The 24,141-nt window shown below is 70.1% G+C and carries 22 protein-coding genes; 9 read left to right on the forward strand and 13 right to left on the reverse strand.

Translation table 11 applies throughout. From position 1 onward, the window contains the following. Positions 1–25: 25 nt before the first annotated feature. From gyrB to dnaA, 6 genes are all read right to left on the reverse strand, one after another. Positions 26–1,972, reverse strand: coding sequence for a DNA topoisomerase (ATP-hydrolyzing) subunit B (gene gyrB / locus FH610_RS17110; protein ID WP_139575458.1), 1,947 nt, complete (start codon positions 1,970–1,972; stop codon positions 26–28). Between the two features lie 367 nt (positions 1,973–2,339). Continuing rightward, positions 2,340–2,873 (reverse strand): DciA family protein, encoded by a 534-nt coding sequence (locus FH610_RS17115; protein WP_420813714.1) that lies wholly within the window; start codon positions 2,871–2,873, stop codon positions 2,340–2,342. Next, positions 2,863–4,050, reverse strand: a complete 1,188-nt coding sequence (gene recF / locus FH610_RS17120; RefSeq protein ID WP_139575459.1) for a DNA replication/repair protein RecF — start codon at positions 4,048–4,050, stop codon at positions 2,863–2,865. Before recF ends, FH610_RS17115 begins: the two co-directional genes overlap by 11 nt. A gap of 241 nt (positions 4,051–4,291) precedes the next feature. Continuing rightward, a complete protein-coding gene (gnd, locus tag FH610_RS17125; protein ID WP_139575700.1) occupies positions 4,292–5,236 on the reverse strand; it encodes a phosphogluconate dehydrogenase (NAD(+)-dependent, decarboxylating) in 945 nt (314 codons plus the stop codon). 104 nt (positions 5,237–5,340) lie between these two features. Then, complete coding sequence (gene dnaN / locus FH610_RS17130) at positions 5,341–6,480, reverse strand: DNA polymerase III subunit beta (RefSeq protein ID WP_139575460.1); 1,140 nt, start codon at positions 6,478–6,480, stop codon at positions 5,341–5,343. A 524-nt stretch (positions 6,481–7,004) separates the two neighbouring features. Continuing rightward, complete coding sequence (dnaA, locus tag FH610_RS17135) at positions 7,005–8,657, reverse strand: chromosomal replication initiator protein DnaA (protein ID WP_139575461.1); 1,653 nt, start codon at positions 8,655–8,657, stop codon at positions 7,005–7,007. 435 nt (positions 8,658–9,092) lie between these two features. On the opposite strand from dnaA, the gene rpmH reads away from it, so the two are divergent. The 8 genes from rpmH (at position 9,093) to FH610_RS17175 (ending at position 14,929) form a co-directional block, all read left to right on the forward strand. Further along, positions 9,093–9,230: a 50S ribosomal protein L34 gene (gene rpmH, locus FH610_RS17140; RefSeq protein ID WP_015772801.1), complete on the forward strand. Its 138-nt coding sequence runs from the start codon at positions 9,093–9,095 to the stop codon at positions 9,228–9,230. 61 nt (positions 9,231–9,291) lie between these two features. After that, entirely contained in the window at positions 9,292–9,669 is a 378-nt protein-coding gene (gene rnpA, locus FH610_RS17145; RefSeq protein ID WP_079314209.1) for a ribonuclease P protein component, read from the forward strand. After that, entirely contained in the window at positions 9,666–9,980 is a 315-nt protein-coding gene (yidD, locus tag FH610_RS17150; RefSeq protein WP_079314210.1) for a membrane protein insertion efficiency factor YidD, read from the forward strand. The genes rnpA and yidD overlap by 4 nt, the downstream gene beginning before the upstream one ends. A 4-nt stretch (positions 9,981–9,984) precedes the next feature. Beyond that, positions 9,985–10,935 (forward strand): membrane protein insertase YidC, encoded by a 951-nt coding sequence (yidC, locus tag FH610_RS17155; RefSeq protein WP_139575462.1) that lies wholly within the window; start codon positions 9,985–9,987, stop codon positions 10,933–10,935. A gap of 18 nt (positions 10,936–10,953) precedes the next feature. After that, positions 10,954–11,448 carry a Jag family protein gene (locus tag FH610_RS17160; protein WP_139575463.1) on the forward strand — a complete coding sequence of 165 codons (495 nt, stop codon included), beginning with the start codon at positions 10,954–10,956 and terminating at the stop codon, positions 11,446–11,448. Positions 11,449–11,647: 199 nt separating this feature from the next. Then, the gene (rsmG, locus tag FH610_RS17165) at positions 11,648–12,328 is read left to right on the forward strand and encodes a 16S rRNA (guanine(527)-N(7))-methyltransferase RsmG (RefSeq protein ID WP_139575464.1); all 681 of its coding nucleotides are present in this window, start codon (positions 11,648–11,650) and stop codon (positions 12,326–12,328) included. A 322-nt stretch (positions 12,329–12,650) separates the two neighbouring features. Further along, on the forward strand, positions 12,651–13,424 hold the full coding sequence (locus tag FH610_RS17170; RefSeq protein ID WP_205825859.1) for a ParA family protein: 774 nt from the start codon (positions 12,651–12,653) through the stop codon (positions 13,422–13,424). A gap of 521 nt (positions 13,425–13,945) precedes the next feature. Continuing rightward, complete coding sequence (locus tag FH610_RS17175) at positions 13,946–14,929, forward strand: ParB/RepB/Spo0J family partition protein (protein ID WP_139575466.1); 984 nt, start codon at positions 13,946–13,948, stop codon at positions 14,927–14,929. A 727-nt stretch (positions 14,930–15,656) separates the two neighbouring features. Here the strand turns inward: FH610_RS17175 and FH610_RS17180 are convergent. Then, on the reverse strand, positions 15,657–16,607 hold the full coding sequence (locus FH610_RS17180) for a D-alanine--D-alanine ligase family protein (protein WP_139575467.1): 951 nt from the start codon (positions 16,605–16,607) through the stop codon (positions 15,657–15,659). A gap of 311 nt (positions 16,608–16,918) precedes the next feature. After that, positions 16,919–18,151: an aminotransferase-like domain-containing protein gene (locus FH610_RS17185; protein ID WP_139575701.1), complete on the reverse strand. Its 1,233-nt coding sequence runs from the start codon at positions 18,149–18,151 to the stop codon at positions 16,919–16,921. Positions 18,152–18,572: 421 nt separating this feature from the next. Here FH610_RS17185 and FH610_RS17190 point away from each other — a divergent pair, with 421 nt between their 5' ends. After that, positions 18,573–19,124 carry a GNAT family N-acetyltransferase gene (locus FH610_RS17190; RefSeq protein WP_240809021.1) on the forward strand — a complete coding sequence of 184 codons (552 nt, stop codon included), beginning with the start codon at positions 18,573–18,575 and terminating at the stop codon, positions 19,122–19,124. Between the two features lie 98 nt (positions 19,125–19,222). Here the strand turns inward: FH610_RS17190 and trxA are convergent, their stop codons facing one another. The 5 genes from trxA to FH610_RS17215 form a co-directional block, all read right to left on the reverse strand. After that, the gene (gene trxA / locus FH610_RS17195) at positions 19,223–19,546 is read right to left on the reverse strand and encodes a thioredoxin (RefSeq protein ID WP_030508599.1); all 324 of its coding nucleotides are present in this window, start codon (positions 19,544–19,546) and stop codon (positions 19,223–19,225) included. Between the two features lie 78 nt (positions 19,547–19,624). Next, a complete protein-coding gene (trxB, locus tag FH610_RS17200; RefSeq protein WP_139575469.1) occupies positions 19,625–20,554 on the reverse strand; it encodes a thioredoxin-disulfide reductase in 930 nt (309 codons plus the stop codon). 152 nt (positions 20,555–20,706) lie between these two features. Then, positions 20,707–21,696 (reverse strand): anti-sigma factor family protein, encoded by a 990-nt coding sequence (locus FH610_RS17205; protein ID WP_161628022.1) that lies wholly within the window; start codon positions 21,694–21,696, stop codon positions 20,707–20,709. Continuing rightward, the gene (gene sigM, locus FH610_RS17210) at positions 21,686–22,276 is read right to left on the reverse strand and encodes an RNA polymerase sigma factor SigM (RefSeq protein ID WP_139575471.1); all 591 of its coding nucleotides are present in this window, start codon (positions 22,274–22,276) and stop codon (positions 21,686–21,688) included. The genes FH610_RS17205 and sigM overlap by 11 nt, the downstream gene beginning before the upstream one ends. 60 nt (positions 22,277–22,336) lie before the next feature. Beyond that, complete coding sequence (locus FH610_RS17215; protein ID WP_139575472.1) at positions 22,337–23,860, reverse strand: protein kinase family protein; 1,524 nt, start codon at positions 23,858–23,860, stop codon at positions 22,337–22,339. Between the last annotated feature and the right edge of the window lie 281 nt (positions 23,861–24,141).

Raw genomic sequence — 24,141 nt, forward strand, 5'->3', positions numbered from 1 at the left:
AAGTCCTTCTGGTTATCCGCGCCGCTCAGACGTCAAGGAAGCGGACGTCACGGGCATTGGTGATGATGAAGTTCCTGCGGGCCTCGACGTCCTCGCCCATCAGCACGCTGAACAGGTCGTCGGCCTGGGCGGCGTCGTCGAGGGTGACCTGCCGGAGCACGCGGGTGTCGGGGTTCATCGTGGTCTCCCACAGCTGGGAGGCGTTCATCTCGCCCAGACCCTTGAACCGCTGCACGCCGTCGTGGAGCCGGGGGTCGCGCCGGCCGCGGCCGACGCCCTCCTCGAGGATCGCGTCCCGTTCCCGGTCCGAGTACGCGTACGACGCGTCCTCGCCCTTGCGGTCCCACTTGATCTTGTAGAGCGGCGGCTGGGACAGGTAGACGTGACCCGCCTCGATCAGCGGCCGCATGAAGCGGAACAGCAGCGTCAGCAGCAGCGTGGTGATGTGCTGGCCGTCCACGTCGGCGTCCGCCATGAGGATCAGCTTGTGGTAGCGCAGCTTGGCGATGTCGAACTCGTCGTGCACACCGGTGCCGAGGGCCGTGATGAGCGCCTGGACCTCGTTGTTCTTGAGGACCTTGTCGATCCGGGCCTTCTCGACGTTCAGGATCTTGCCGCGGAGCGGGAGGATCGCCTGGAACTTGGGGTCGCGCCCGCCCTTGGCCGAGCCGCCGGCCGAGTCGCCCTCGACGATGAACAGCTCGCACTTCTCCGGCTCCGACCACTGGCAGTCGGCCAGCTTGCCCGGCAGGCCGCTGCCGCTTTCCAGCAGCGACTTGCGGCGGGTGAGGTCGCGCGCCTGGCGGGCCGCGATGCGGGCCCTGGAGGCCTGCAGCGACTTGTTGATGATCTCCTTGGCCTCGCCCGGGTTGCGCTCGAACCAGTCGCGCAGGTGGTCGTTGCAGGCCTTCTGGACGAACGACTTCGCCTCGGTGTTGCCCAGCTTGGTCTTGGTCTGGCCCTCGAACTGCGGGTCGGCCAGCTTCACCGAGATGATCGCGGCGAGCCCCTCGCGGACGTCGTCGCCGCTGAGGTTGTCGTCCTTGCCCTCCTTGAGGAACTTCTGCTCGCGCGCGTACCGGTTGACGATGGTCGTCAGCGCGGCGCGGAAGCCCTCCTCGTGGGTGCCGCCCTCGGCGGTGTTGATCGTGTTGGCGAAGGTGTAGACCGACTCGCTGTAGGAGGCGTTCCACTGCATGGCGATCTCGACCGAGATGCCGTCGCCGTGCTCCTCGAAGTCGATGACCGAGTTGTGGATCGGGTCCTTCTTCGAGTTCAGATGGGTGACGAAGTCGGACAGGCCGCCCTCGTAGTGGTAGGTGACCACCTTGGACGCGCCGTCGATGATGTGGTCGGGCCGCTCGTCGGTCAGCTTGATCATGAGGCCCTTGTTGAGGAAGGCCATCTCCTGGAATCGGCGCGCCAGCGTCTCGAAGTTCCAGGCGGTCGTCTCGAAGATGTCCGAGTCGGGCCAGAAGCTGATCGTCGTGCCGTGCTCGTCGGTCGGCTCGCCCTTCTCCAGCGGGGCCGTCGGCTTGGCCGTCACGTACTTCTGCCGCCACACGTGGCCGTCGGTGCGGACCTCGACCTCCAGGCGCGTCGACAGCGCGTTGACGACCGAGGCGCCCACGCCGTGCAGGCCGCCCGAGACGGCGTACGACTTGCTGTCGAACTTGCCGCCGGCGTGCAGCACGGTGAAGACGACCTCGACGGCGGGCCTGCCCTCGGCGGCGACGATGCCCACGGGAATGCCGCGTCCGTGGTCCATCACGCGCACGCCGCCGTCGGCGAGCAGGGTGACCTCGATCAGGTCGTTGTAGCCGGCCAACGCCTCGTCGACCGCGTTGTCGACGATCTCGTAGACGAGGTGGTGCAGCCCGCGCTCACCGGTGGAACCGATGTACATGCCGGGGCGCTTGCGGACCGCTTCCAGCCCTTCGAGAACGGTGATAGAGCTAGCGTCGTAGGACAAGTGCGAAATCCTCCTGCCGCGGACACGCGGCGGGCGACACCGTGGATTGGCTGCCCCTGCCGTGCCCGTCACCGTCGTGAGTGCCCCGATGCGCACACCCAGGGGAAATCGGCCCATGGGACCGGGGTGACGCAAACCGGACGTGTCCTTGAGTCCGTTTACATTCTACCGGTCCGGCGGACATCAGGTGGCATTCACGGGGGCTGTGATGCCCTGTCGCTTGACGATCATGTTTCCGAGCACCCCCTACACGGAACGGGGGTCGGAGCCGCAGACGCGATTTTGGGCCGGTTCGGGCTCTCCTCGGGCCGGTTTTCAGATCGTCGCGCGCCGGCGCGGGCCACGGACGGCGCTCGCCGCCTCGCTCTCAGCCGTATGTATCGCCCGGCCCACGGCTCCCGCGTACGCGCAGGCCGCCCTCGGGGCGGTGACCCACGCCGGGGCCGTGCACCTTGACGCGGGTAACGACGCCGTCGCCGAGCTCCTCGTTCAACCGCCTGACCAGGGTGGACGCGAGCAGCCGGACCTGGGTCGCCCAGGCGGTCGAGTCGGCGGCGACCACCACCTCGCCGTCCTCGAAGGTCTCCGGCCTGGTGTGGGCGGCCAGCTCGGGGCCGACGATCTCCGCCCAGCGGCCGAACACCCCGCCCACCGCGACCGGCTGCTCCCATCCCCGGGCGGCGAGCAGGTCGCGGATCGCCCGGCCGAACGGCAGCGGGTCGCCGGCGTCCCGTCGTTGGGCGCCCGAGCCGGAGCGGCGGCGCGGCTCGGTGCGCGGGAGCTGCCCCCGTTTCAGCGCGTCGGACTTCGCCTGGGCCAGCTTCTCCCGCGCCGCCGCGGCACCCCGCGCGGCCGCGCCCCGCGGGGACTGTCCACCGCCTGTGGATATCTCATCGGACACGGGTCACGCTCCCTTCCACCACGTCGAACCGGGCGCCGGCCAGCTCGGGCGGCACGTCGTCCGGCACCGCCGCCGTGATGAGCACCTGCTCGGCCGGGGCGACGATCTCGGTGAGCCGCCTGCGCCGCTGACCGTCCAGCTCCGCGAAGACGTCGTCCAGGATCAGCACGGGGTCGCCGCCGTCGGCTCTCAGCAGGTCATAGGCGGCCAGCCGCAACGCGAGGGCGAACGACCACGACTCGCCGTGGCTCGCGTAGCCCCGGGCCGGCAGCTCGCCCAGCCGCAGCAGCAGGTCGTCGCGGTGCGGGCCGACGAGGGTCACGCCGCGTTCGAGCTCCGCCTGACGAGCCTCCGCGAGACCCGTCCGCAGGTGTTCGGCCAGTAGTTCCCGGTTTGTCCCCAGGGTGGGGATATCTGTGGATAACCCCGACGGCCGGTATTCGAGATCGGCGAGTCCCGACGACGGGGCGAGAGTGGCGTACGCCTTCGCCACGAGCGGACGCAGCGCGTCCACAAGGCGCAGCCGCGCCGCCAGCAGTTCCGCGCCGTGGCGCACCAGGTGGGAGTCCCAGACCTCGAGCGTGCTCAGGACGTCTCCCGCGCCGGCGGCGGCGAAGGCCGCGTCGTCCTCCTGCCTGCGGCCGCCGCGCCGCCGTCCCACCCGCGTCGCCGCGGCGGTACGCAGGAGCGCGTTGCGCTGCTTGAGCACGCGCTCGTAGTCGGCGCGCACGCCCGCGAACCTGGGGACGCGGGCGACGAGCAGGTCGTCCATGAAACGGCGGCGCTCGGACGGGTCGCCCTTGACCAGTGCGAGGTCCTCCGGGGCGAACAGCACGGTCCGCAGCAGGCCGAGGGCGTCGCGCGGCCGGGGGACGGGCGAGCGGTTCACCCTGGCGCGGTTGGCCCGGCCCGGGTTGATCTCGATCTCGATCAGCGCGCGGCGGTCGTCCCTGACCACCGCGGCGCGCACGATCGCCCGCTGCGCGCCGTGCCGTACGAGCGGCGCGTCGGTGGCCACGCGGTGGCTCGAATGGGTCGCGATGTAGCCGAGCGCCTCGACCAGGTTGGTCTTGCCCTGCCCGTTCGGCCCGACGAACGCCGTCGCCCCCGGTTCCAGCACGAGTTCGACCTCCGGGTAGGACCGGAAGTCGGTGAGGGACAGGCTCGCCACGTGCACCCCGCCAGGCTAGTGCCGGTGCCCGGCCTTCGTGTCCCGGCCACGATGCGCTGTGGAGAAACGGCGCACTGTGGAGAAGCGAGTGGGTGCGGGATGGTTCGTCCACAGCCTGTGGAAGATCGGCGCCGCCGGGCCGCGAACCCGGCCAACCCCGGAATTCACACCCTTGTGGACGAACCGAAGGCCTGCGGCGCGGAGTTCGCCCGGCCGCAGCACATGGACGACGAGGTCCGACCGCGCGTCAGCCCTCGGCCTCCACCGGCGGGGTGACGTCGGCGCCGGGGGCGTCGGCGCCCTTGCCGGTCTGGCCCTCGGCCGAGGCGACCGCGTGCCCGCCGAACTGGTTGCGCAGCGCCGCGACCATTTTCATCGCCGGGGAGTCGGCCTGGCGCGAGGCGAAGCGGGCGTACAGCGCGGCCGTGATGGCCGGCAGGGGCACGGCGTGGTCCACGGCGGCCTGGACCGTCCACCGGCCCTCGCCGGAGTCCTCCGCGTAGCCCTTGAGCTCGGCGAGGTCGGGGTCCTCCTCCAGCGCCCGCACCAGCAGGTCGAGCAGCCAGGACCGGATGACCGTGCCGTGCCGCCAGCTTTTGAACGTCTCGGGGACGTTGGTGACGGCGTCGCTGGCCTCCAGCAGCTCCCAGCCCTCGGCGAAGGCCTGCATCATGCCGTACTCGATGCCGTTGTGGACCATCTTCGCGAAGTGGCCGGCGCCCACGCTGCCCGCGTGGACGAAGCCGTCCTCGCCCTCCGGCTTGAGCGTCTCGAAGATCGGCATGAGCCGGCGGACGTGCTCCTCGTCGCCGCCGGTCATCAGGGCGTAGCCGTACTCCAGACCCCAGACGCCGCCGCTGACGCCCACGTCGACGAAGCCGATGCCGTGGGTGCGGAGGTCGGCCGCGTGACGCTGGTCGTCCAGATAGTGCGAGTTGCCGCCGTCGATGACGATGTCACCGTCCGACAGCAGGTCGCGCAGGTGCTCGACGGTGCTCCGCGTCGGCGCCCCGGCGGGGACCATGACCCAGACCGCGCGCGGCGCCTGAAGCCTCTCGACGAGATCCTTCAGGCTGCCGACGTCGCTGATGGAGGGATCGCGGTCGTAGCCGACGACCTCGTGGCCGCCGCGCCGCAGCCGCTCGGCCATGTTCCCGCCCATCTTGCCGAGCCCGATCATGCCGATCTGCATCTGAGCCACCCCTCCACATCTGCGTCGTCCACCGAGGCACGCGTACCCATGCATCAGGGGTCCATGCCCGCAGGAGATCGTACGCCCGGGGTGCTCGGGCCGCGTCAGCTGGACAGGCGGATGGGCATGATGAGGTAGCGGTAGTCCTCGCTCCCCCCGTCGTCCACAGGCTTGCCCCCGGTGAGGATGGCGGGCTTGGTCGGCGTGGTGAACTGGAGCCGCGCGACGTCGGAGTCGATCGCCCCGAGGCCCTCCAGCAGGAACTGGTGGTTGAAGGCGATGTTGATCTCGTCGCCGTCGAACTCGACCGGCAGCGCCTCCACGGCCTGCGCCTCGTCGCCGCTGCCGGCCTCCAGGACGACCTCTCCGCCGCGGAAGGCCAGCCGCACGGGGGTGTTGCGCTCGGCGACGAGCGCGACGCGCTTGACGGCCTCGACGAACGAGGCTGTGGACAGGTCGGCGCGCGCGGAGAACTCGGTGGGCAGCAGCGAGCGGTACTTGGGGAACTCGGGGTCGAGCAGCCGGGTCGTCGTCCGCCGTCCGGAGCTGGAGAACCCGATCATGCCCTCGCCGGTGCCGCCGGCCGAGCTCAGCGCGATCTCGACCTCCGCGCCGGTGCCGCCCAGCGCCTTGGCCGTGTCCGCCAGCGTACGGCCGGGGATCATCGCCACGGCCTGGAAGTCGGGCTGCTCGGGCTGCCACTTCAGCTCGCGTACGGCGAGGCGGTAGCGGTCGGTGGCGGCGAGGGTCACGGTGTCGCCCTCGATCTCCATCCGTACGCCGGTGAGCATCGGGAGGGTGTCGTCCTTGCCCGCGGCGACGGCCACCTGGCCGACGGCGGAGGCGAACACGTCACTGCCGACCCGTCCGGCGGCGGGCGGCATGGCCGGGAGGGAGGGGTAGTCCTCCACAGGCATGGTGAGAAGTGTGAACCGGGCGCTGCCGCAGGTGACGACGGCCTTGGCTCCGTCCACAACCAGTTCGACCGGCTGTGCGGGGAGCGCGCGGGTGATCTCGGCGAGGAGCTTGCCCGAGACGAGCACCACGCCCGGCTCTCCGGTCTGCAGGTCGAGGGTCACCTCGGCGGAGACCTCGTAGTCGAAGCCGGAGAGCTTCAACCGCTGCTCGTCGGTCACCTCCAGCCGCATGCCGGCGAGCACCGGCACCGAGGGACGGGCCGGAAGGCTCCGTGCCGTCCACGCCACGGCCTCGGCGAGCACGTCGCGATCGATCCGGAACATCACGTGGATCAGCCTCCTGGGTGTCGCTGCTTCGTCAAGTCTTCACTCTCCCGCACCTGTGTGCCTCCAGAACCCCTTCTATGGTTCTTGAGTTCCTTAGAGAGAGAGATACAAGTCGTCTCATTAGGCAGTGTGGATATGTGGATGTCGAGCATTTTCGCAGCTCAGCGGAGCTGATTCATCCACTGCCGGTGTGGGGGACACGTGGACGGACCCCCTGTGGACTGTGGGTGGCCCCGCTGTCCCCACACCCGTTCCCCAGGCGGAGGGCCCTCTGTCCACGAGTAATCCACGAGGTTTCCACCGGTTGTCCACGGGGTAAAAGGGACAGCTGAGCTGTGTGTGACGAGTACGCACAGGGCGTCCCCAACTCGTCCACGGGTATTCCCCAAGCCATCCCCAGGTTCTCCCCAAAGTTGTCCCCAAGTGGGGACGGCGCCTTGGCGGGCCGGAGAGGGTGGAGGTAACGCACGGAGCCGCCGCCGAGGGCGGCATTTTTGATCCACAGAGTTATCCACAGCTGTGTACTAAGCGTTGCGTGCGCGCTGCTTGATCCGTGTCGTCAGCTCGTTGACCTGGTTGTACATCGAGCGCCGCTCGGCCATGAGCGACCGGATTTTACGCTCCGCGTGCATCACGGTCGTGTGGTCGCGCCCGCCGAACTGCTGGCCGATCTTGGGCAGGGACAGGTCGGTCAGCTCGCGGGCCAGGTACATGGCGATCTGGCGGGCGGTGACCAGGGCACGCGAGCGTGAGCTTCCACACAGGTCGTCGAGGGAGACACCGAAGTACTCGGCGGTTGTGGACATGATGAGGGAGATGGTGATCTCCGGGCTCGCGTCCTCGCTGATGAGGTCCTTGAGGACGATCTCGGCGAGCTGGATGTCCACAGACTGCCGGTTGAGGCTGGCGAACGCGGTGACCCGGATCAGTGCGCCCTCGAGCTCCCGGATGTTGGTCGCGATGCGGCTGGCGATGTACTCCAGCACGTCGGGCGGCGCGGCCAGGCCCTCCTGGATCGCCTTCTTGCGCAGGATCGCGATGCGGGTCTCCAGCTCGGGCGGCTGGACATCGGTGATCAGCCCCCACTCGAACCGGTTGCGCAGCCGGTCCTCCAGCGTCACGAGCTGCTTCGGCGCCCGGTCGCTGGAGATGACGATCTGCTTGCTGGCGTTGTGGAGGGTGTTGAAGGTGTGGAAGAACTCCTCCTGTGTCTGCTCCTTGCCCTCGAGGAACTGGATGTCGTCCACGAGGAGGATGTCCACAGCCCGGAAGCGGGAGCGGAACCCGTCGGCCTTGTGGTCGCGGATGGAGTTGATGAAGTCGTTGGTGAACTCCTCGGAGCTCACGTACCGCACCCGGGCGCCGTCGTACAGGCTCTGCGCGTAGTGGCCGATCGCGTGCAGCAGGTGGGTCTTCCCTAGTCCCGAGTCGCCGTAGATGAACAGCGGGTTGTACGCCTTGGCGGGGGCCTCGGCGACCGCGACGGCGGCGGCGTGCGCGAAGCGGTTGCTGGCGCCGATGACGAACGTCTCGAACGTGTACTTGGCGTTCAGCCTGGCCGGCTCGCCGGAGGTGCGGCCGCCGCGGGCGTCCCAGCGGTTCTGCCCGGGGCCGCCGGGCACAGGACCGGACACGGGGCCCGGCACCGGCTCGGGCTTGGGCGCGGCGGGCGGCTCGGGGGAGTAGCCGCCGGGCCGCTGCTGGTGGTCCGGAGGGGACATGTGCTGCGGCGGCTGTGGATACTGCTGGCCCTGTGGATAGTGCGGCCCGTGCGGCTCGGCGTCGCGCCGGATCGGGCCGTCCTCGGCTAAGGGGAAGCGCGGAGCCTGGGGACGGGGCTGTGGATAATCTGTGGACGGCGCCTGTGGACGATGGTCGGCCGGCGGCGCCACGGCGGGGTCCGAGGCGGTCGTCAGGCCGGCGCCGGGATCCACCATCACGGCGATCCGCACGGGCCGGCCGAGCTCCTGCGACAACGCGTGCACGATCAGCGGGCGCAGCCTTACCTCGATGACCTCCTTGGCGAAGTCGTTGGGGGCCGCCAGGAGAATCGTGTCGTTGATGAGTCCGGAGGGCTGCGTCATCTGGAGGAACGCCCGCTGCTGCCCCGAGACGCCCTCGTCGAGCAGGGTCCTGAGCGCCCGAGCCCATACAGCGTTGAGATCGACGCCTTCCATGGCTCGGCCCCTCCTCTCGTTACGCGGCCCCGCTCGCCCGCCGCGATCCGTGTCGTTTCTCAGTCCTGTACGCCTCGCCGCACCGGCCCTCGTCCGGCTGCCATCCACATATGATCCACATGATGTGCACAGCCCGTGCATCCTCCCCGGGCACATTCACGCTGGTGGGGGGAAGGGCCGGACGGCCGACGGTAGCGGTGTGCGCAACCTGCGTTCAAGGCGTTGTCCACAGCCTAACGGGCCATGGTCGCTCGCCGTACTCGCTTGGCGTCACGGGTGCCGGTTTGACCTGACGTACGGTGGGCCCGTAACGTATCCCGGTCGGCTAATCACGCGACGGCTATTTCGCATGCCCGCGCATATGACGAGCCGTGACCATGGAATGTACCGCGCCCGCGGAACGCCGCGGACGTACCTGAAGCCTGGAGCCCACCCGTGAGCAAGCGTACTTACCAGCCGAACAACCGTCGCCGCGCGAAGACCCACGGCTTCCGGCTGCGCATGCGCACCCGGGCCGGCCGCGCCATCCTGGCCGCGCGCCGCCGCAAGGGCCGCGCCGAGCTGACGGTCTGACGATCAGACGCCGCCCGCCCGTGCCGAGCGGAGCGGGCGGCCATACGTCGAGGAAGGCCCGGTGCTGCCGTCCGCGTCCCGCATGCGGCGGGGTGACGAGTTCGCCGACGCGATTCGCCGTGGGCGGCGCGCCGGGCGTCCCACCCTGGTCGCACACCTGAACCTGCGTGATGCCGACGAGCCACCGCTGGTCGGCTTCGTCGTGAGCAAGGCGGTCGGTGGCGCCGTGGTGCGGAACCAGGTCAGGCGCAGGTTGAGACACCTCGTGCGGAGCCGCCTGCCACTGCTGCCGAGAGGTAGCCTTCTGGTGGTACGCGCCAATCCACCGGCCGCGTCCGCGCGCAGCGAGCACCTGGCCGCCGAACTCGACGTCGCGCTGAGTCGTTTACTCCGGCGGCGCGGGTCCGATTCCCGGACCCCGACGGATGGACGGTCATGACAGCGCAGCAACCGACCCCGGCCGTGGTGCCCGGGGAGGCCGATCGGCCCGCGACCGGGCCGGTCGCCCGCGTGCTGCTCGCGATCATCCGGTTCTACCGCGCCTTCATCAGCCCGATGCTGGGGCCGAGGTGCCGGTTCGAGCCGTCCTGCAGTGCCTATGGTCTGGAAGCCGTCGCCGTTCATGGAGCGGCGCGCGGGGTATGGCTGACCGTCAGGCGTATCGGACGGTGTCACCCGTTCCACCCCGGAGGTTTCGACCCGGTGCCCCCACGCCGAGTCCGGTCTCACGACGAAACGCAAGGGAGCTAGCTCGGTGGAGCTGCCATTCCTGAACTGGCTGTACACGGCCGTGGCACAGGTGATCACCTGGATCCACGCCGGGTACAGCACTTTCATCCCCTCCAGCAGCGGTCTCAACTGGGCGCTGACCATCATCACGCTGACCGTGCTGATGCGTCTGCTGATCTTCCCGCTCTTCATGAAGCAGATGCGCTCGTCGCGCAAGATGCAGGAGCTGGCGCCCAAGGTCCAGGAGCTGCGCAAGAAGTACAAGAACGACAAGCAGCGCATGAACCAGGAGGTCATGCGGCTGTACCAGGAGGGCGGCGCCAACCCACTCGGGGGCTGCCTCCCGATCGTCGCGCAGTTCCCGATCTTCATCTCGATGTTCACCGTGCTGCGGGCCATCGCCGAGGACCGGGTCGCGTTCGGAATGGACAAGGCGCTCGTGGACAGCGCGCGCGCCGCGCACGTCATCGGCGCGCCGCTGGCGGCGAAGTTCTTCGACAGCTCCGAGGTCATCCAGAGTCTCGGCGCCCAGCCGCTGATGACGAAGATCGTGCTCGCCTGCTTCGTGGCCGTCAGCTCGTGCACCACGTTCCTCACCGTCCGGCAGAGCGTGAAGCGCTCGATGGCGCAGATGCCGGACAACCCCATGGCGCAGCAGCAGAAGCTCCTCATGTACATCTCGCCGCTGTTCGCCGTCTTCAGCCTGAACTTCCAGCTCGGTCTGATCCTCTACTGGGTGACCACCAACCTGTGGACGCTCGGCCAGCAGCACTGGTTCTACAGCCGTCACCCGATGCCGGTCGTGGACGAGAAGGGCAACGTCACCACTCCCGAGCCGACGAACGGCATCTTCACCAAGCTGGTGGGAAAGCCCAAGGCGGCGGCGCAGCCTGAGCCCGAACCCGCCCCCAAGATCGTCCGTCAGCAGCCGGCGCGCCAGCCTCGCAGCAAGCGCACCGGCAGCAAGAAGTCGTAGGAGAAGGAGAGTCCGGACGTGACCGAAGCTGAGGAGACCCTCAAGCCTGCTCCCGACGTCGAAGCCCTGGAACAGGAGGGCGAGATCGCGGCGGACTACCTGGAGGGCCTGCTCGACATCGCCGACCTCGACGGCGACATCGACATGGACGTCGAGGGGGACCGTGCGGTGGTCTCGATCGTGGGCGTCAAGGGCGACGAGCTCGTGGGCCCCGGCGGGGAGGTGCTGGAGGCGCTGCAGGAGCTGACGCGCCTGGCCGTGCATCGCCAGACGGGGGAGCGTTCGCGACTCATGCTCGACGTGGGCGGCTATCGGGAGCGCCGCCGGGCCGAGCTCACCAAGGTGGGCGCCGCGGCGGCCGACGACGTCAAGCGCACCGGCGAGCCGAAGCCGCTCAAGCCGATGACGCCGTTCGAGCGCAAGATCGTTCACGACGCGGTCGCCGCTGCGGGCCTGCGCAGCGAGTCCGAGGGTGAGGAACCCCGCCGCTTCGTGGTGGTCCTGCCCGCCTGACCGCTTTTCACAGTTCCGACGCGGGGAAGCCGCCGGTCCCACATCCGGGACCGGCGGCTTTTCCGTCCTGTACGTCCCTTCCTCGCCCTGCCCCTTCGGCCGGCATCGCACGGTCGGCGGCCGCCGGATGTACGGCTCGCCGTCGCCGAGGGGAAAGGACGGTTACCCTTGGCCGAGAGCGTTCCTGGATGAGTGAGTGATGACGGAGAGCAACGAGCTGCCCGAGGCGCCCCCGGTGGCCCGGGAGATTTTCACCGGTGAGGCGTTGGAGCGGGCCCGGGTGTTCGCCGAGTTGCTCGCCGGGCCGGGCGTGGTGCGGGGACTGCTGGGGCCGCGCGAGGTGCCCCGCATCTGGGACCGGCACCTGCTGAACTGCGCGGTCGTGGAGGAGGCGGTCCCGCCGGATTCGACTCTGATCGACATCGGCTCGGGCGCCGGCCTGCCCGGCCTCGTGCTCGCGATCGTCCGCCCCGATGTGACGGTGACCCTGCTGGAGCCGCTGCTGCGCCGCACCGTGTTCCTGTCCGAGTGCGTCGAGACGCTCAAGCTCGACAACGTGGAGGTGCTGCGCGGGCGGGCCGAGGAACTCGCCCACAAGCGTGTCTTCGACGTGGCGACGGCGCGGGCGGTCGCGCCGCTCGACCGGCTGCTGTCGTGGTCGATGCCGCTGCTGCACGAGGGCGGGGAGTTGCTCGCGATGAAGGGGGAGCGGGCACAGGAGGAACTGGACGCGGCTCGCCCCCAGTTGGAGTCGTATGGCGTGAGGCACGTCGAGCTGGTCACGGTGGGTCGCGGTAAGGTCGAGCCGCCCGCGACCCTCGTTCGCGTCGTCGCCGGACGGTCTCCGCGAACGGACACGCGGAGGCGACGAAAGAGGTGAGCCGGTGGCGGATGCCGGATCAGGCGGTGTGACAGCGGGTCTGGGTTGGCCGGAGACTCGGCTCCCCCTACGCTGGGAGATCGCGACAGCAGGCCGGTCCTCCGGGGTGGGCTGGCCTCGTCCCCCTGTCTCGCCGGTCGAAAGGACGACGACCGTGTCCCAGACCCCCCTTAACCCTGGCGATTCGCCGCTGGTACGAGAGGCACTGAGTTCTGTGGTTTCACGTGAAACAGCCGCCACGCCCCCGCAGGCGGCTGCGCCTTCCGTCGGTTACTCGACGCGCGACGAGGGGGCCTGGCCCCGGCCTACCCGGTGTCGCGTGATGACGGTGGCCAACCAGAAGGGCGGCGTGGGGAAGACCACCACGGCCGTCAACCTCGCGGCCGCGCTGTCCATGCACGATCAGCGCGTTCTCGTGGTCGATCTCGACCCGCAGGGCAACGCGTCCACGGCGTTGGCGACGGAACACCGGTCGGGGATGCCGTCGGTGTACCAGGTCCTCGTGGACGACATGCCGCTGTCGCAGATCGTGAATCCGGTCCCCGACATGCCCAATCTGTACTGCGCTCCGGCCACGCTCGACCTCGCGGGAGCGGAGATCGAGCTGGTTCCGATGGTCGGCCGGGAGACCCGTCTGCGGCGGGCGCTCGCCTCGTTCGACGCGATGGAGTTCGACTACATCCTCATCGACTGCCCGCCGTCGCTGGGCCTGCTGACCGTGAACGCCATGGCGGCGGCCCAGGAGGTGCTGATTCCCATCCAGTGCGAGTACTACGCCCTGGAGGGGCTCACCCAGCTCATGCAGAATGTGGAACTGGTCCGCGCGCACCTCAACCAGACGCTGGCGGTCTCGACCATCCTGCTCACGATGTACGACGGTCGGACCCGCCTCGCCTCCCAGGTGGCCGAAGAGGTGCGCTCCCACTTCGGCGACACCGTGCTCGACGCCGTCATCCCCCGGAGCGTCCGCGTCTCCGAGGCGCCCAGCTACGGCCAGTCGGTCATGACGTACGACCCGGGCTCGAGCGGGGCACTGGCCTACATGGGCGCTGCTCGCGAGATCGCCTATCGGGCGGCGGCCCTCGCCGGCGCCTGACACAGCGGGGCGGCGCTCCCGACTGCGCCGTGCCGCCGTGCCGCCGTGCCGCCGTGCGCCGTGCCGCCGTGCGCCGTGCCGCCGTGCGCCGTGCCGCCGTGCGCCGTGCGGACGGCGCGAGAGACGGCGTCCGGACGAGGACGTGCCGGAAGGCGTCACTGGCACCCGGCGCAGGTGATGGCGCCGGGGCGTCACACCTTCAGGGACGCCATGGCCTGGGACGTTCGGCTGGGGCCCGTTGGTCTTCACGGCTATTGGGGACGTCACTGCGCTGGGCAGAAGCTCCGGTCCTCGCGAAGCCCGCTCCGCTGGGCCTTCGCTGCGGTCCTCGCTCCCGCCCGCTCCGCTCCTTACGCACGGCCACGCGCCGGGGGTCTGGCGGTGGGATTGTGCACGGCTGGATGCGCAGAGACTCATGGCAGGGCTTCGCAGCGGTACTCTCTCCTGGTGTGTGCGTGCCGGTGCCCAGTGACCCCGAGTCGCTGGGCACCCGCCTTCTGTGCGGGTATGAAGGAGCAGCGGTGAGCCAGCAGCGTCGGGGACTGGGCAAGGGTCTTGGGGCTCTGATCCCCACGGGACCGATCGTCGATCCGGCGTCCGTGGCGAGCGCTCCGGCCGGTCCGCCGTCGGCCGCGTCGGGGACGAACGGGGTGGGCCTGCGTCCGGTGGAGGGCGCCTACTTCCAGGAGATCGAGGTCGACTCCATCTCCCGGAACCCACGGCAGCCGCGGGAGGTGTTCGACGAGGACCGGCTCGACGAGCTCGCGGCGTCCATCAAGGAGGTCGGCCTGCTGCAGCCGGTCGTCGTCCGCGCCGTGGAGGACGACCGCTTCGAGCTCATCATGGGGGAGCGGAGGTGGCGCGCCTCGCAGATCGCCGGTCTGGACCGCATCCCCGCGATCGTCCGGAGCACCCAGGACGACGAGATGCTCCGTGAGGCGCTCATCGAGAACCTCCAGCGCGAGCAGCTGAACGCGCTGGAAGAGGCGGCGGCCTACCAGCAGCTTCTGGACGACTTCGGGGCCACCCACGAGGTGCTCGCCAGGAAGGTCGGACGGTCGCGCTCGCACATCAGCAACACCCTGCGATTGCTGAACCTTCCTCCCGAGGTGCAGCGCCGGGTGGCGGCCGGGGTCATCAGCGCCGGGCACGCGCGGGCGCTGCTGGCGCTGAACGACCCCGCCGCCCAGGAGCGGCTGGCGACGCGGATCGTGGCCGAAGGGCTGTCGGTCCGGACCGTAGAGGAGATCGTGGCTCTGGGCGAGGCGACCGCGGGGCCGGCTCCGCGCAAGCCCCGGGCGAAGAAGCCGACAGCCCCGGCGCTGCGCGACCTGGCGGATCGGCTCTCGGACCACTTCGAGACGAAGGTGAAGGTCGATCTCGGCAGCCGGAAGGGGCGCATCGTGGTCGAGTTCTCCACGATCGACGACCTGGAGCGCATCATCGACACGATGGCGCCGGATGCCGCCCACGCGATGCGAAGCAGGGGCATCACGGCGGAGTAACCGCAGAGACCGTGGTGGCACCCGCGATCGGCCGCAGGTTTCACGTGAAACATCGCACCCACGGCCTCCTCTCCTCGTTGGGGTGCTGGGGCCGATTTGGCATCCCGCTGCGGTCTAGTTCGCATTCGATTCGCTCGACGGCAGCTGCATGAACGCCACCGGCCGCTTGGAGGGGTCGGATGCGACCAGGTCGATACCCCGGCCTACGCGTTCGTCGGTTCCGCCAGCCGGAGGTCGCAGGCGCCCGGCACTCACGCAGTTGCCGGGGAGGGGGCCGGCGGCCCGGCCGGGTGGGGGTCTGCTGGTTCTGTGTCTGCTGGTTCTAGGGGTGAGCCGCCACGGGCGGAGCCACGGTGATCGGACCCCGCCTCCGTCATCTCCCGCCTCTCTGGAAAAGCCACGCGGACGCGCCGGCGCACTGAGGGAGCCCCGCCACAGCGGCTACAGAAGCGGGGGCGTGCCAGTCGTCAGGTGCCCCTGGTGCGCTGCGTACCAACGATCGCCGGGATCGAGGGAGCGGAGCGGAAGGGAGCGAGGACCGCAGCGAAGGCCCAGCGGAGCGGGCTTCGCGAGGACCGGAGGTTCCTTCCGGCGCAGTGACCGTACCGGCTAAGGTTCGTGACACCCCGCTCGGCCCCCGGAACCCCTGGAAGCATCGGTCTCGGGGCGTGAAACAGCCCCTCCAGGCGAGCTTGGAGCGGCTGTTTCACGTGAAACCGGGGTGGGATCAGCCTCGGATTGCGGCGAGCTCCAGGAGTCCCTTGCACAGCGTGCCGAGATCGCGGCCTGCCGCCTCCGCCGCCATGGGCAGCAGAGAGGTCTCCGTCATGCCGGGTGCCACGTTCACTTCGAGGAAGTACGGCTTGCCGTCGGCGTCGACGATGAGGTCGGTACGGGAGATGTCTCGCAGGCCGAGCGCGGTGTGGGCGGCGACCGCCATGCCCGCACACGCCTCGGTGGCCTCCGGGGAGAGCCGGGCCGGTGCGAAGAACTCCGTCTGCCCGGCCGTGTAGCGGGCCGCGTAGTCGTACACGCCTCGGTCGGGCACGATCTCCACCGGTGGCAGGGCGACCGGCCCGTCGCCGAGATCCACCACGGAGACCGCGACCTCGACGCCCTGGACGTACCGCTCGATGAGCGCGGTGTCGCCGTAGGCGAAGCAACCGACCATCGCGGCGGGCAACTCCTCCGCTGTGCGCACCATGGAGGCGCCCAGCGCGGAGCCGCCGCGTGAGGGCTTGACGAAGAGCGGCAGGCCGAGCCGATCGATGATGCGGGCGAGCACGGCCGTGGCACCGAGATCGTGGAACGTCTCCTTGGGCAGCGCCACCGAGTCGGGCGTGTTCAGTCCCCAGGAGCGGACGACCGCCTTCGCCGTGGGCTTGTCGAAGGCGACCCGGCAGGCGTCCGGCGTCGCCCCGACGTAGGGCACGTCGAGAAGTTCAAGCACCGAGCGGATGGCGCCGTCCTCTCCGGCGCCGCCGTGCAGGGTGACGAAGACCGCGTCCGGCGGGTCCGCCAGCACGGCGGGCACGAGGGTGGCGTCGGCGTCGCGCGTCTCCACGTCCACACCGGCCGCCCGCAGCACCTCCGCGACGCGGCGTCCCGAGCGGATGGAGACCTCACGCTCGTAGGAGAGCCCTCCCGCGAGGATGAGCACGTGGCCCAGATCGCTCATGGCGCCTCACCGCCGATGTGCTCCACCACGGCGCCGGCTGCGGTCCAGTGGTGATCTGTCTCGCCTGGCCCGGGTCGCGTCCCCCTCCACGGACGCGCAGGGGGCGATCCTTGGGTCATCGTTCGCTCGCTCACGAAGAGGGCCTTTCTCGCCTCGAGAAGTCAGTACGGCCAGCCTGAACAGGCTAGTGCCCCGCCCGCGCCGCCGCGCCGCCGCGTCGTGTCTCAGACAAGGTCGTACTTGTGCCGGAGCCGCCCATGAGCGGTGCCATGGGCGGCTCCTCCGTCGCTGGGGCAGCGGCCGTACCGTGTCTAGGCGAGATCCGGGCCGGGAGTGTCGACGCCGGCGCGCCCCGGCGTGGATCCCGTGCCGAACGTGTCCCGCAGCCTGAGCTCCTGCTCGATCACACCGGCCAGGCGGCGCACGCCCTCCTTGATGCGGTCCGGCTCCGGGTAGCAGAACGACAGACGCATGTTCCGCGCGCCGCCGCCGTCGGAGTAGAAGCCGGTGCCCGGCACGAACGCGACCCGCTCGGCGACCGCACGGGGGAGGATCGCCTTGGAGTTGAGCCCCTCGGGAAGGGTCATCCAGACGAAGAACCCGCCTGCGGGGCGGGTCCACGTGCAGCCGGGCGGCATGAGCACATCGAGCGCGCCCAGGAGCGCGTCACGCCGCTCGCGGTACAGCTCACGGAACGACTTGATCTGCTCGCGCCACGGCTGGGTGGCGAGGTACTGGCCGACGGCGAGCTGGGTGAAGGACGAGTGCGACAGCACCGCCGACTCCATCGCCAGGACCAGCTTGTCGCGTACGGCATGTGGAGCGAGGGCCCAGCCGACGCGGAAGCCGGGGGCGAGGGTCTTGGAGAACGAGCCGAGGTAGACGACGCCCTCGGAGTCGTCGGCCCGCAGGGCCCGCATCGGTTCCCCGTCGAACCCGAGCAGGCCGTACGGGTTGTCCTCCACCACGAGGACGCCGGCGCGGCGGCAGATCTCCAGCACCTGGCGGCGGCGCACCTCGTTCATCGTCACGCCGGCGGGGTTCTGGAAGTTGGGGATCGTGTAGAGGAACTTGATCCGGTTGCCGGCCGCCTGGAGCGCGTAGATGGTCTGCGCGAGCGCCTCGGGGATGAGGCCCTGGTCGTCCATTGCGACGTGCACGACCTTGGCCTGGTAGGCGCTGAACGTTCCGAGCGCCCCGACGTACGAGGGTCCCTCGGCGAGCACGACGTCGCCGGGGTCGATGAAGATCCGGGTGATCAGGTCGAGCGCCTGCTGCGAGCCCACCGTGACGACCACGTCGTCGGCGTTCGCCTCGATGCCCTCCATGCGCATGACCTCGCAGATCTGCTCGCGCAGGGCGGGGTCGCCCTGCCCGGAGCCGTACTGCAGGGCGACGGAGCCGCGCGAGGTGACCAGGTCGGCGACGAGCTCGCTGACGAGGTCGAGGGGGAGCGCGTTGACGTACGGCATGCCGCCGGCGAGCGAGACCACCTCGGGCCTCGACGCGACGGCGAAGAGAGCTCGGATCTCGGAGGCGACCATCCCGGCAGCGCGGGCGGCGTACCTGTCGACGTAGGCGTCAATTCGCGACCCATGGGTCGCGTGCGTCCGACCGTGATCTAGCTCTTGTGCCACGGTCCACCTCCGATCACGTAGCCGAGAAATCCAGAGTACGGTAACGCGCCACTCCGATCACAACAGGGTATTGACCATCAAGGGCCCCTTTTCTTGCATTCCCGCACCACTGGTTTCGGTCCGGCCAACCCCTTTAATGGTCGCCGGCGGTCGTTGTGGCGCTCCCGCTCCCGCCCTTCCGCTGAGTTACGATGCGAGCTGGAGACGCCGTATTCGCGCGCTTTTCTGGCAGGACTCCTGACGGGGATTGGGGCATCACGTGTCGCGTCGGCTGGTCAATGTCACCCTCGACAATCTCGATGACCTGCCGCGGCGGTGCCGGCGGTGCGTGTTCTGGGAGCTTGACCCCGTCAGCGGCGAGCGCGCCGTGGAGGCGGGCGACCCGGCCCTGGAGAAGGAGGCGTGGATCTCCGCGACCCTCCTCGAATGGGGGAGCTGCGGGAAGATCGCCTACGTCGACGGCGTGGCGGCCGGGTTCGTGCTCTACGCCCCGCCGTTGTACGTCCCGCGCTCGGTGGCGTTCCCGACCTCCCCGGTCAGCTCGGACGCCGTGCTGCTGATGACCGCGCACATCGTGCCGGAGTTCACCGGCGGAGGGCTGGGCCGGATGCTCGTGCAGGGCGTCGCCAAGGACCTGACCCGCCGCGGCGTACGGGCGATCGAGGCGTTCGGCGACCTGAAGTGGGAGCAGCCGGGCGGCTGCGTGCTGCCCGCCGACTATCTGCTGTCGGTCGGGTTCAAGACCGTGCGCCCGCATCTGCGCTTCCCCCGGCTCCGGCTGGAGCTCAAGACGGCCGTGTCGTGGCGTGAGGACGTCGAGGTGGCGCTGGAGCGCCTGCTGGGGTCGATGTCCCCCGAGCGGGCCCTGCGGCCCGTCTGAGGGGGCTTCCAGCCGTCCCACACGGCACCGGAGAACGCGGGAGCCCCCCGCGCCGCACGCACGGGGGGCTCTTCGGATGGTGCCGGCGGAAAACCGCGTCAGATGACGCCGTCGAGCTCGCGCAGCAGCATGGCCTTCGGCTTGGCGCCGATGATCTGCTTGACGACCTCGCCACCCTTGTAGACGTTCATCGTCGGAATCTGGAGCACACCGTAGTCCCGCGGAGTGACCGGGTTCTCGTCGATGTTCAGCTTGACGATGGTCAGCTTGTCGGCGTTCTCGGCGGCGATCTCCTCGAGGATCGGCCCGACCTGACGGCACGGACCGCACCACTCGGCCCAGAAGTCGACCAGAACCGGCTTGTCGCTCTTGAGGACCTCGGCCTCGAAGCTCGCGTCCGTCACGCTCTTGATCGCGCCCACGGTATCTCTCCCCTTGCATGAGTGGTGTGGCGGTGCAGACAACCGCGGGGACAGTCCCCGCATTCCCGATGTCGGGACTCAGGCGTTCAGCGTCAGCCAGCGCTCGGCGTCCAGCGCCGCCGCACATCCGGTCCCGGCGGCCGTGATCGCCTGACGATAGGTGTGGTCGACGACGTCCCCGGCCGCGAACACCCCGTCGATGTTCGTCCGCGTCGACGGCGCATCGACCTCGATGTACCCCTGGTCGTCCAGGTCGACCTGGCCCTTGAGCAGGTCGGTGCGCGGCTCGTGCCCGATCGCGATGAACAGGCCGCCCACCGGCAGGTCGGACTCCTCGCCGGTCTTGACGTTGCGCACCCGCACGCCGGAGATCCGCTCCTCGCCGAGCACGTCGGCGATCTCGCTGTCCCAGACGAAGCGGATCTTCTCGTTCGCGAACGCCCGGTCCTGCATGATCTTGCTGGCGCGCAGCGAGTCGCGGCGGTGGATCACCGTCACCGTCTTCGCGAACCGGGTCAGGAAGATCGCCTCCTCCATCGCCGTGTCGCCGCCGCCGACCACCACGATGTCCTGGTCGCGGAAGAAGAACCCGTCACAGGTGGCGCACCACGACACGCCCCGCCCCGACAGCCGCTTCTCGTTCTCCAGCCCGAGCTCGCGGTAGCGCGACCCGGTGGCCAGGATCACGGCCTTGGCGTAGTAGGTGTCGGTGTAGGTCTTGACGACCTTCGGGTTCGCCTCGAGGTCGACCTCGACCACGTCGTCGGCCACCAGTTCGGCGCCGAACCGCTCGGCCTGCTTGCGGAAGTTGTCCATGAGGTCCGGGCCCATGATGCCGTCGGGGAACCCGGGGAAGTTCTCCACATCGGTCGTGTTCATCAACGCCCCGCCGGCGGTGACCGACCCCTCGAAGACGAGCGGCTTGAGGTCCGCGCGCGCGGTGTAGACGGCGGCCGTGTAGCCGGCCGGCCCCGACCCGATGATGATCACGTTACGAACGTCGCTCAACGGACCCGCCTTCTTCGCTCCCGGTTGATGTGCAGTGCCGTCAACAGATCCTAGGCCCCGGTCATTCCCGTACCGGTCCCGCGATACGGCGAAGCCCCCCGGAGGTCGCGGGGGGCTTCGTCACTGCTGATGGTACGGCTCGCGCCGCGTGGTCACTTCCAGGAGGCCAGAACCTCGGGCCGCAGCTTGTGGCACTCCGAGTCCACCACGACCACCCGGACGGCGTTGCTGCTCTTGTCCTCCCAGAACGCCATGATCGTGGCCTCGTTGCCGTTGTAGAGGGCCTTGTCGACGCCGATCGGCGTGCGGTCGAGCTGGTTCGAGAACCGCTTGACGCAGGTGTCGAGATCCTCGTCGTCGTTGGTGCCCGAGCCGGGCGCCACGCCGAAGTACCCCAGCAGCGGCCCGCGCAGCTCCCGGCTGGTGTAGTTGTAGCCGCTGGCGTACGTCGAGTAGGTCCGCGTCTGGACCTTGGCCGGGCTCTGGCCGGGATCGCCTTGGCTCACCACCTGCTGGGACGGCGAGTCGCCGAACGAGAGCAGGCCGGTGGCGACACCGCCGCTCCCGATCACGACGGCCGCCGCCGCGGCGACCGCGGCCGGCAGCGCCCACGTGCGCCGCCTGGACGCCTTACGGCCCGCCGTACGCGTTCCGGATCGGCGCCTGGCCGGCACGATCGTCCCGTCGTCGGCGACGACGCCCAGCGGAGCCGCAGTCGCGGCCACCGGCGCCGGCTCGCGCTCCGGCTCCGCGTGCGTCTCCACAGCGGTTTCCGCGGTGGTTCCCACCGGGGTCGCGACCGAAGGCTCAACCGTCTCCCACGGAACGCTGTCCCATGGAGCGTCGTCCCACGGGGCGATCTCCTGTGGAGCGCTGTCCCATGGGGCGTCCCGTAGGACGCGGTCCCAGTCCGGAGCCTCGGCGGCCAGCGCCTGGTCGATGCGCCTGGCGACGCCCAGAGGCATCGCCGGCACCGGCATCGCCGCCAGGACCTCGCGAACCGCGGCCAGGTCGGCGAGGCTCTCCCCGCAGGGGTCGCAGACCGCGAGATGCTCGCGGACCCGCCGGGCCGTCGTGTCGTCTAGGAGACCCTCCGCCAGCTCGGCGAGAACCTCCAGGTCGTAGTGCGTGTCACCCGTCACGAAGTTCTGCTCCCTTCCCGGATGAGACGCGAGTGAGGTCAGATCGGTTCCGCAGATGCGAAAGAATCGGGGCAAGTTTGGCGCGGCCTCGTGCGCAGCGGCTCTTCACGGTGCCCGGCGGGACGCCCAGCACCGCCGCCGCGTCGTCCACCGCGTACCCCATCATGTCGACCAGCACGAGGGCCGCCCTCTGGTCGGGCGGCAGCAGCTTGAGCGCCGCCGTGACCTCCAGGGAGACCTCGCGCTCGCCCGCCTGGTCGGTGGCCGGGACCTCACGCTCCACGGCCTCGATGAGCTCGTCGTCGGCCACCGGGCGCACCGATTTGCGGCGCATGCGGTCGAGGCAGGCGTTCACCACGATGCGGTGGAGCCACGTCGTGACCGCCGCCTCGCCGCGGAAGCTGCCCGCCTTCCGGTACGCCGAGACGAACGCGTCCTGGACCGCGTCGGCGGCCTCGTCGGGATCGCCGAGCGTACGCAGGGCGACCGCCCACATCCGGTCGCGGTGCCTCCTGACGATCTCGCTGAACGCGTGAGGGTCGCCGCCGAGGTGGCGGGCCAGCAGATCGGCATCGGACATCGCGCGTCGCGCGTGCTCAGCCGTCGGGGGATTGTCTGGTGGGGAATTCACAAGTCCCTGCTATGCCGATCCGGGGGAATGCACCGTTACGTCGTAGATAGTGCCACGATACTGCCCGTTGTAGGGGGGAAGCCTGGTGAACCAGATCAAAACGTACTGACCTGTAGTGGCCTTTTCCGGGGTGAGCGTCACCGAACCCGACGCGCCCTTCTTTTCCGCCACCGTCTTGAGCGAGGACAGCTCCGCCGCGTCGCCCACCTTGAGCTGCACGGTCGTGCCGCCAGCGTTGCCCAGGGAAACGACCACGTCGGCGACGGGGACCGGCTTGCCCATGTCGAGGAGGAGCCCGACGCCGTCCTTGAGCCGTCCCAGGTCGGCGGTGCTGTAGCTGTCGGTGTGCCAGTCGGTGGACGGCTTGCCGTCGATGGCGAGCGGGGCGATCTCCGGCTTCTCCGCGCGGTCGGTACCGAGGGGATCGAACCCGGTCGCGCTCACCGGCTTGACGGTGACCGGCTTGCGGGAGGGAGAGGGAGACGCAGCGGAATCCGACTGGGCCACGCCCCTCGGGGTGTTGCCGAGGTTCTTGCCCACGGTCCAGGCGCCCACGCCGACGGCCGCCATCACGAGCAGGACGATGACGGTCAGCAGGACCTTGCTCGCGGCGCCGGTCTGCGGGCGCGGCGGCGGAGGAGGAGGGACCATCGTCATCTGGTGCGCCAGATGAGACGGCATGCGGGGCGGCATGGTGGACATGCCGAATCCGTCCGGCGCCTCGCTGCGCAGGTTCAGCGCGGGCGGCGCGGTGGTGACCGGCGCCGGCGCGGGGCGGGGCACCTCGGCGAGCGCCTCGGCCACGTCGGCCGGGGTGGCCAGCGGCGGCTGCCCCCGCCGCGACTCCTGCAGCAGCGCGCGGCAGGTGATGGCGTCCAGGTAGCCGGGGACTCCGGCGGTGACCTGCCGGGGCGTGCAGATCTTGCCGTCGTCCAGGGGCGCGGCGGGCAGCCCGCAGTCGGAGTCGCCGGGCCAGTGGCCGGTCAGCGCCGCGTAGAGCAGGCGGCCCAGCCCCTCGGCGTCCTCCCGGGCGGGCTCCTCGCTGCTCAGGTCGAGGATCGCGGCGTCGACGGCGAGGCCGAGGAGCTTGACCGTGCCGCCGCTCGTCCAGACCAGGCGGCCGGGGGTCAGGTGCAGGTGGGTGAGCCCGGCCGCGTGCGCGTGCGCCAGGGCCTCGGCGGCCTCGGCGACCAGGGCCGCGCCCCGCTCGGGCTCGACGGGCCCGCTCTCCAGCAGGTCGAGGAGCGAGTCTCCGCTGACCCACTCGCTTACGACGTACGCCGTGCCGTCCTCGTCGGCCGCGTCGAAGACCTGGGTGAGGCGGGGGTCGGTCAGGCGGCTCGCCAGGCGGGCGGCGGTGACCACCTCCTCGACCCGGGGAAAGTCGGGCGCGAACGTGTGGACCGCGACCGGGCGGGCGAGGATCTCGTCCAGAGCCTTCCACAGGGTCGCGCCGCCGGATTCGTGGACCCTGTCCTCCAGGCGGAACCGATCCGCCAGCCGGGTCCCCGGTTCGACCGTGGACATGCTCATGCGGCCGCCCCGCTCCGCGGCCCGTCGGCATGCATCAGCCGATGCCGGGTGGTTCCGCCCACGCCTTCCCGCTTCCGCTCGCCGGTCCGAAACTCCAGATCCCGCCCCTAAGACCTCCTGCCTGCCGTGGTCGCCGAGCGGAGCACCGCCGGGTCGGCGAGACCCCGGAGACGAGCATCCGCGGGGCCGGAACAGGCCCGCGCGGCGCCGCCGCCGCAGGTCCTCCTCCGCCTCGCGGTCGCCCGCCCGGCCGAAATCCATCGGTAGGGCAAGTTCTGCGG

Source organism: Microbispora catharanthi (assembly GCF_006334915.2).
GTDB lineage: Bacteria > Actinomycetota > Actinomycetes > Streptosporangiales > Streptosporangiaceae > Microbispora > Microbispora catharanthi.

Bases quoted from the DNA above. Each gene is read 5' to 3' on its own strand.
- sigM (WP_139575471.1), bottom strand. From the start codon at position 22,276: ATGTCCGATGCCGATCTGCTGGCCCGCCACCTCGGCGGCGACCCTCAC.
- dnaA (WP_139575461.1), bottom strand. From the start codon at position 8,657: ATGGAAGGCGTCGATCTCAACGCTGTATGGGCTCGGGCGCTCAGGACC.
- rsmG (WP_139575464.1), top strand. From the start codon at position 11,648: ATGACGGAGAGCAACGAGCTGCCCGAGGCGCCCCCGGTGGCCCGGGAG.
- FH610_RS17180 (WP_139575467.1), bottom strand. From the start codon at position 16,607: ATGAGCGATCTGGGCCACGTGCTCATCCTCGCGGGAGGGCTCTCCTAC.
- gnd (WP_139575700.1), bottom strand. From the start codon at position 5,236: ATGCAGATCGGCATGATCGGGCTCGGCAAGATGGGCGGGAACATGGCC.
- FH610_RS17170 (WP_205825859.1), top strand. From the start codon at position 12,651: ATGACGGTGGCCAACCAGAAGGGCGGCGTGGGGAAGACCACCACGGCC.
- FH610_RS17215 (WP_139575472.1), bottom strand. From the start codon at position 23,860: ATGAGCATGTCCACGGTCGAACCGGGGACCCGGCTGGCGGATCGGTTC.
- yidD (WP_079314210.1), top strand. From the start codon at position 9,666: ATGACAGCGCAGCAACCGACCCCGGCCGTGGTGCCCGGGGAGGCCGAT.
- FH610_RS17185 (WP_139575701.1), bottom strand. From the start codon at position 18,151: ATGGTCGCCTCCGAGATCCGAGCTCTCTTCGCCGTCGCGTCGAGGCCC.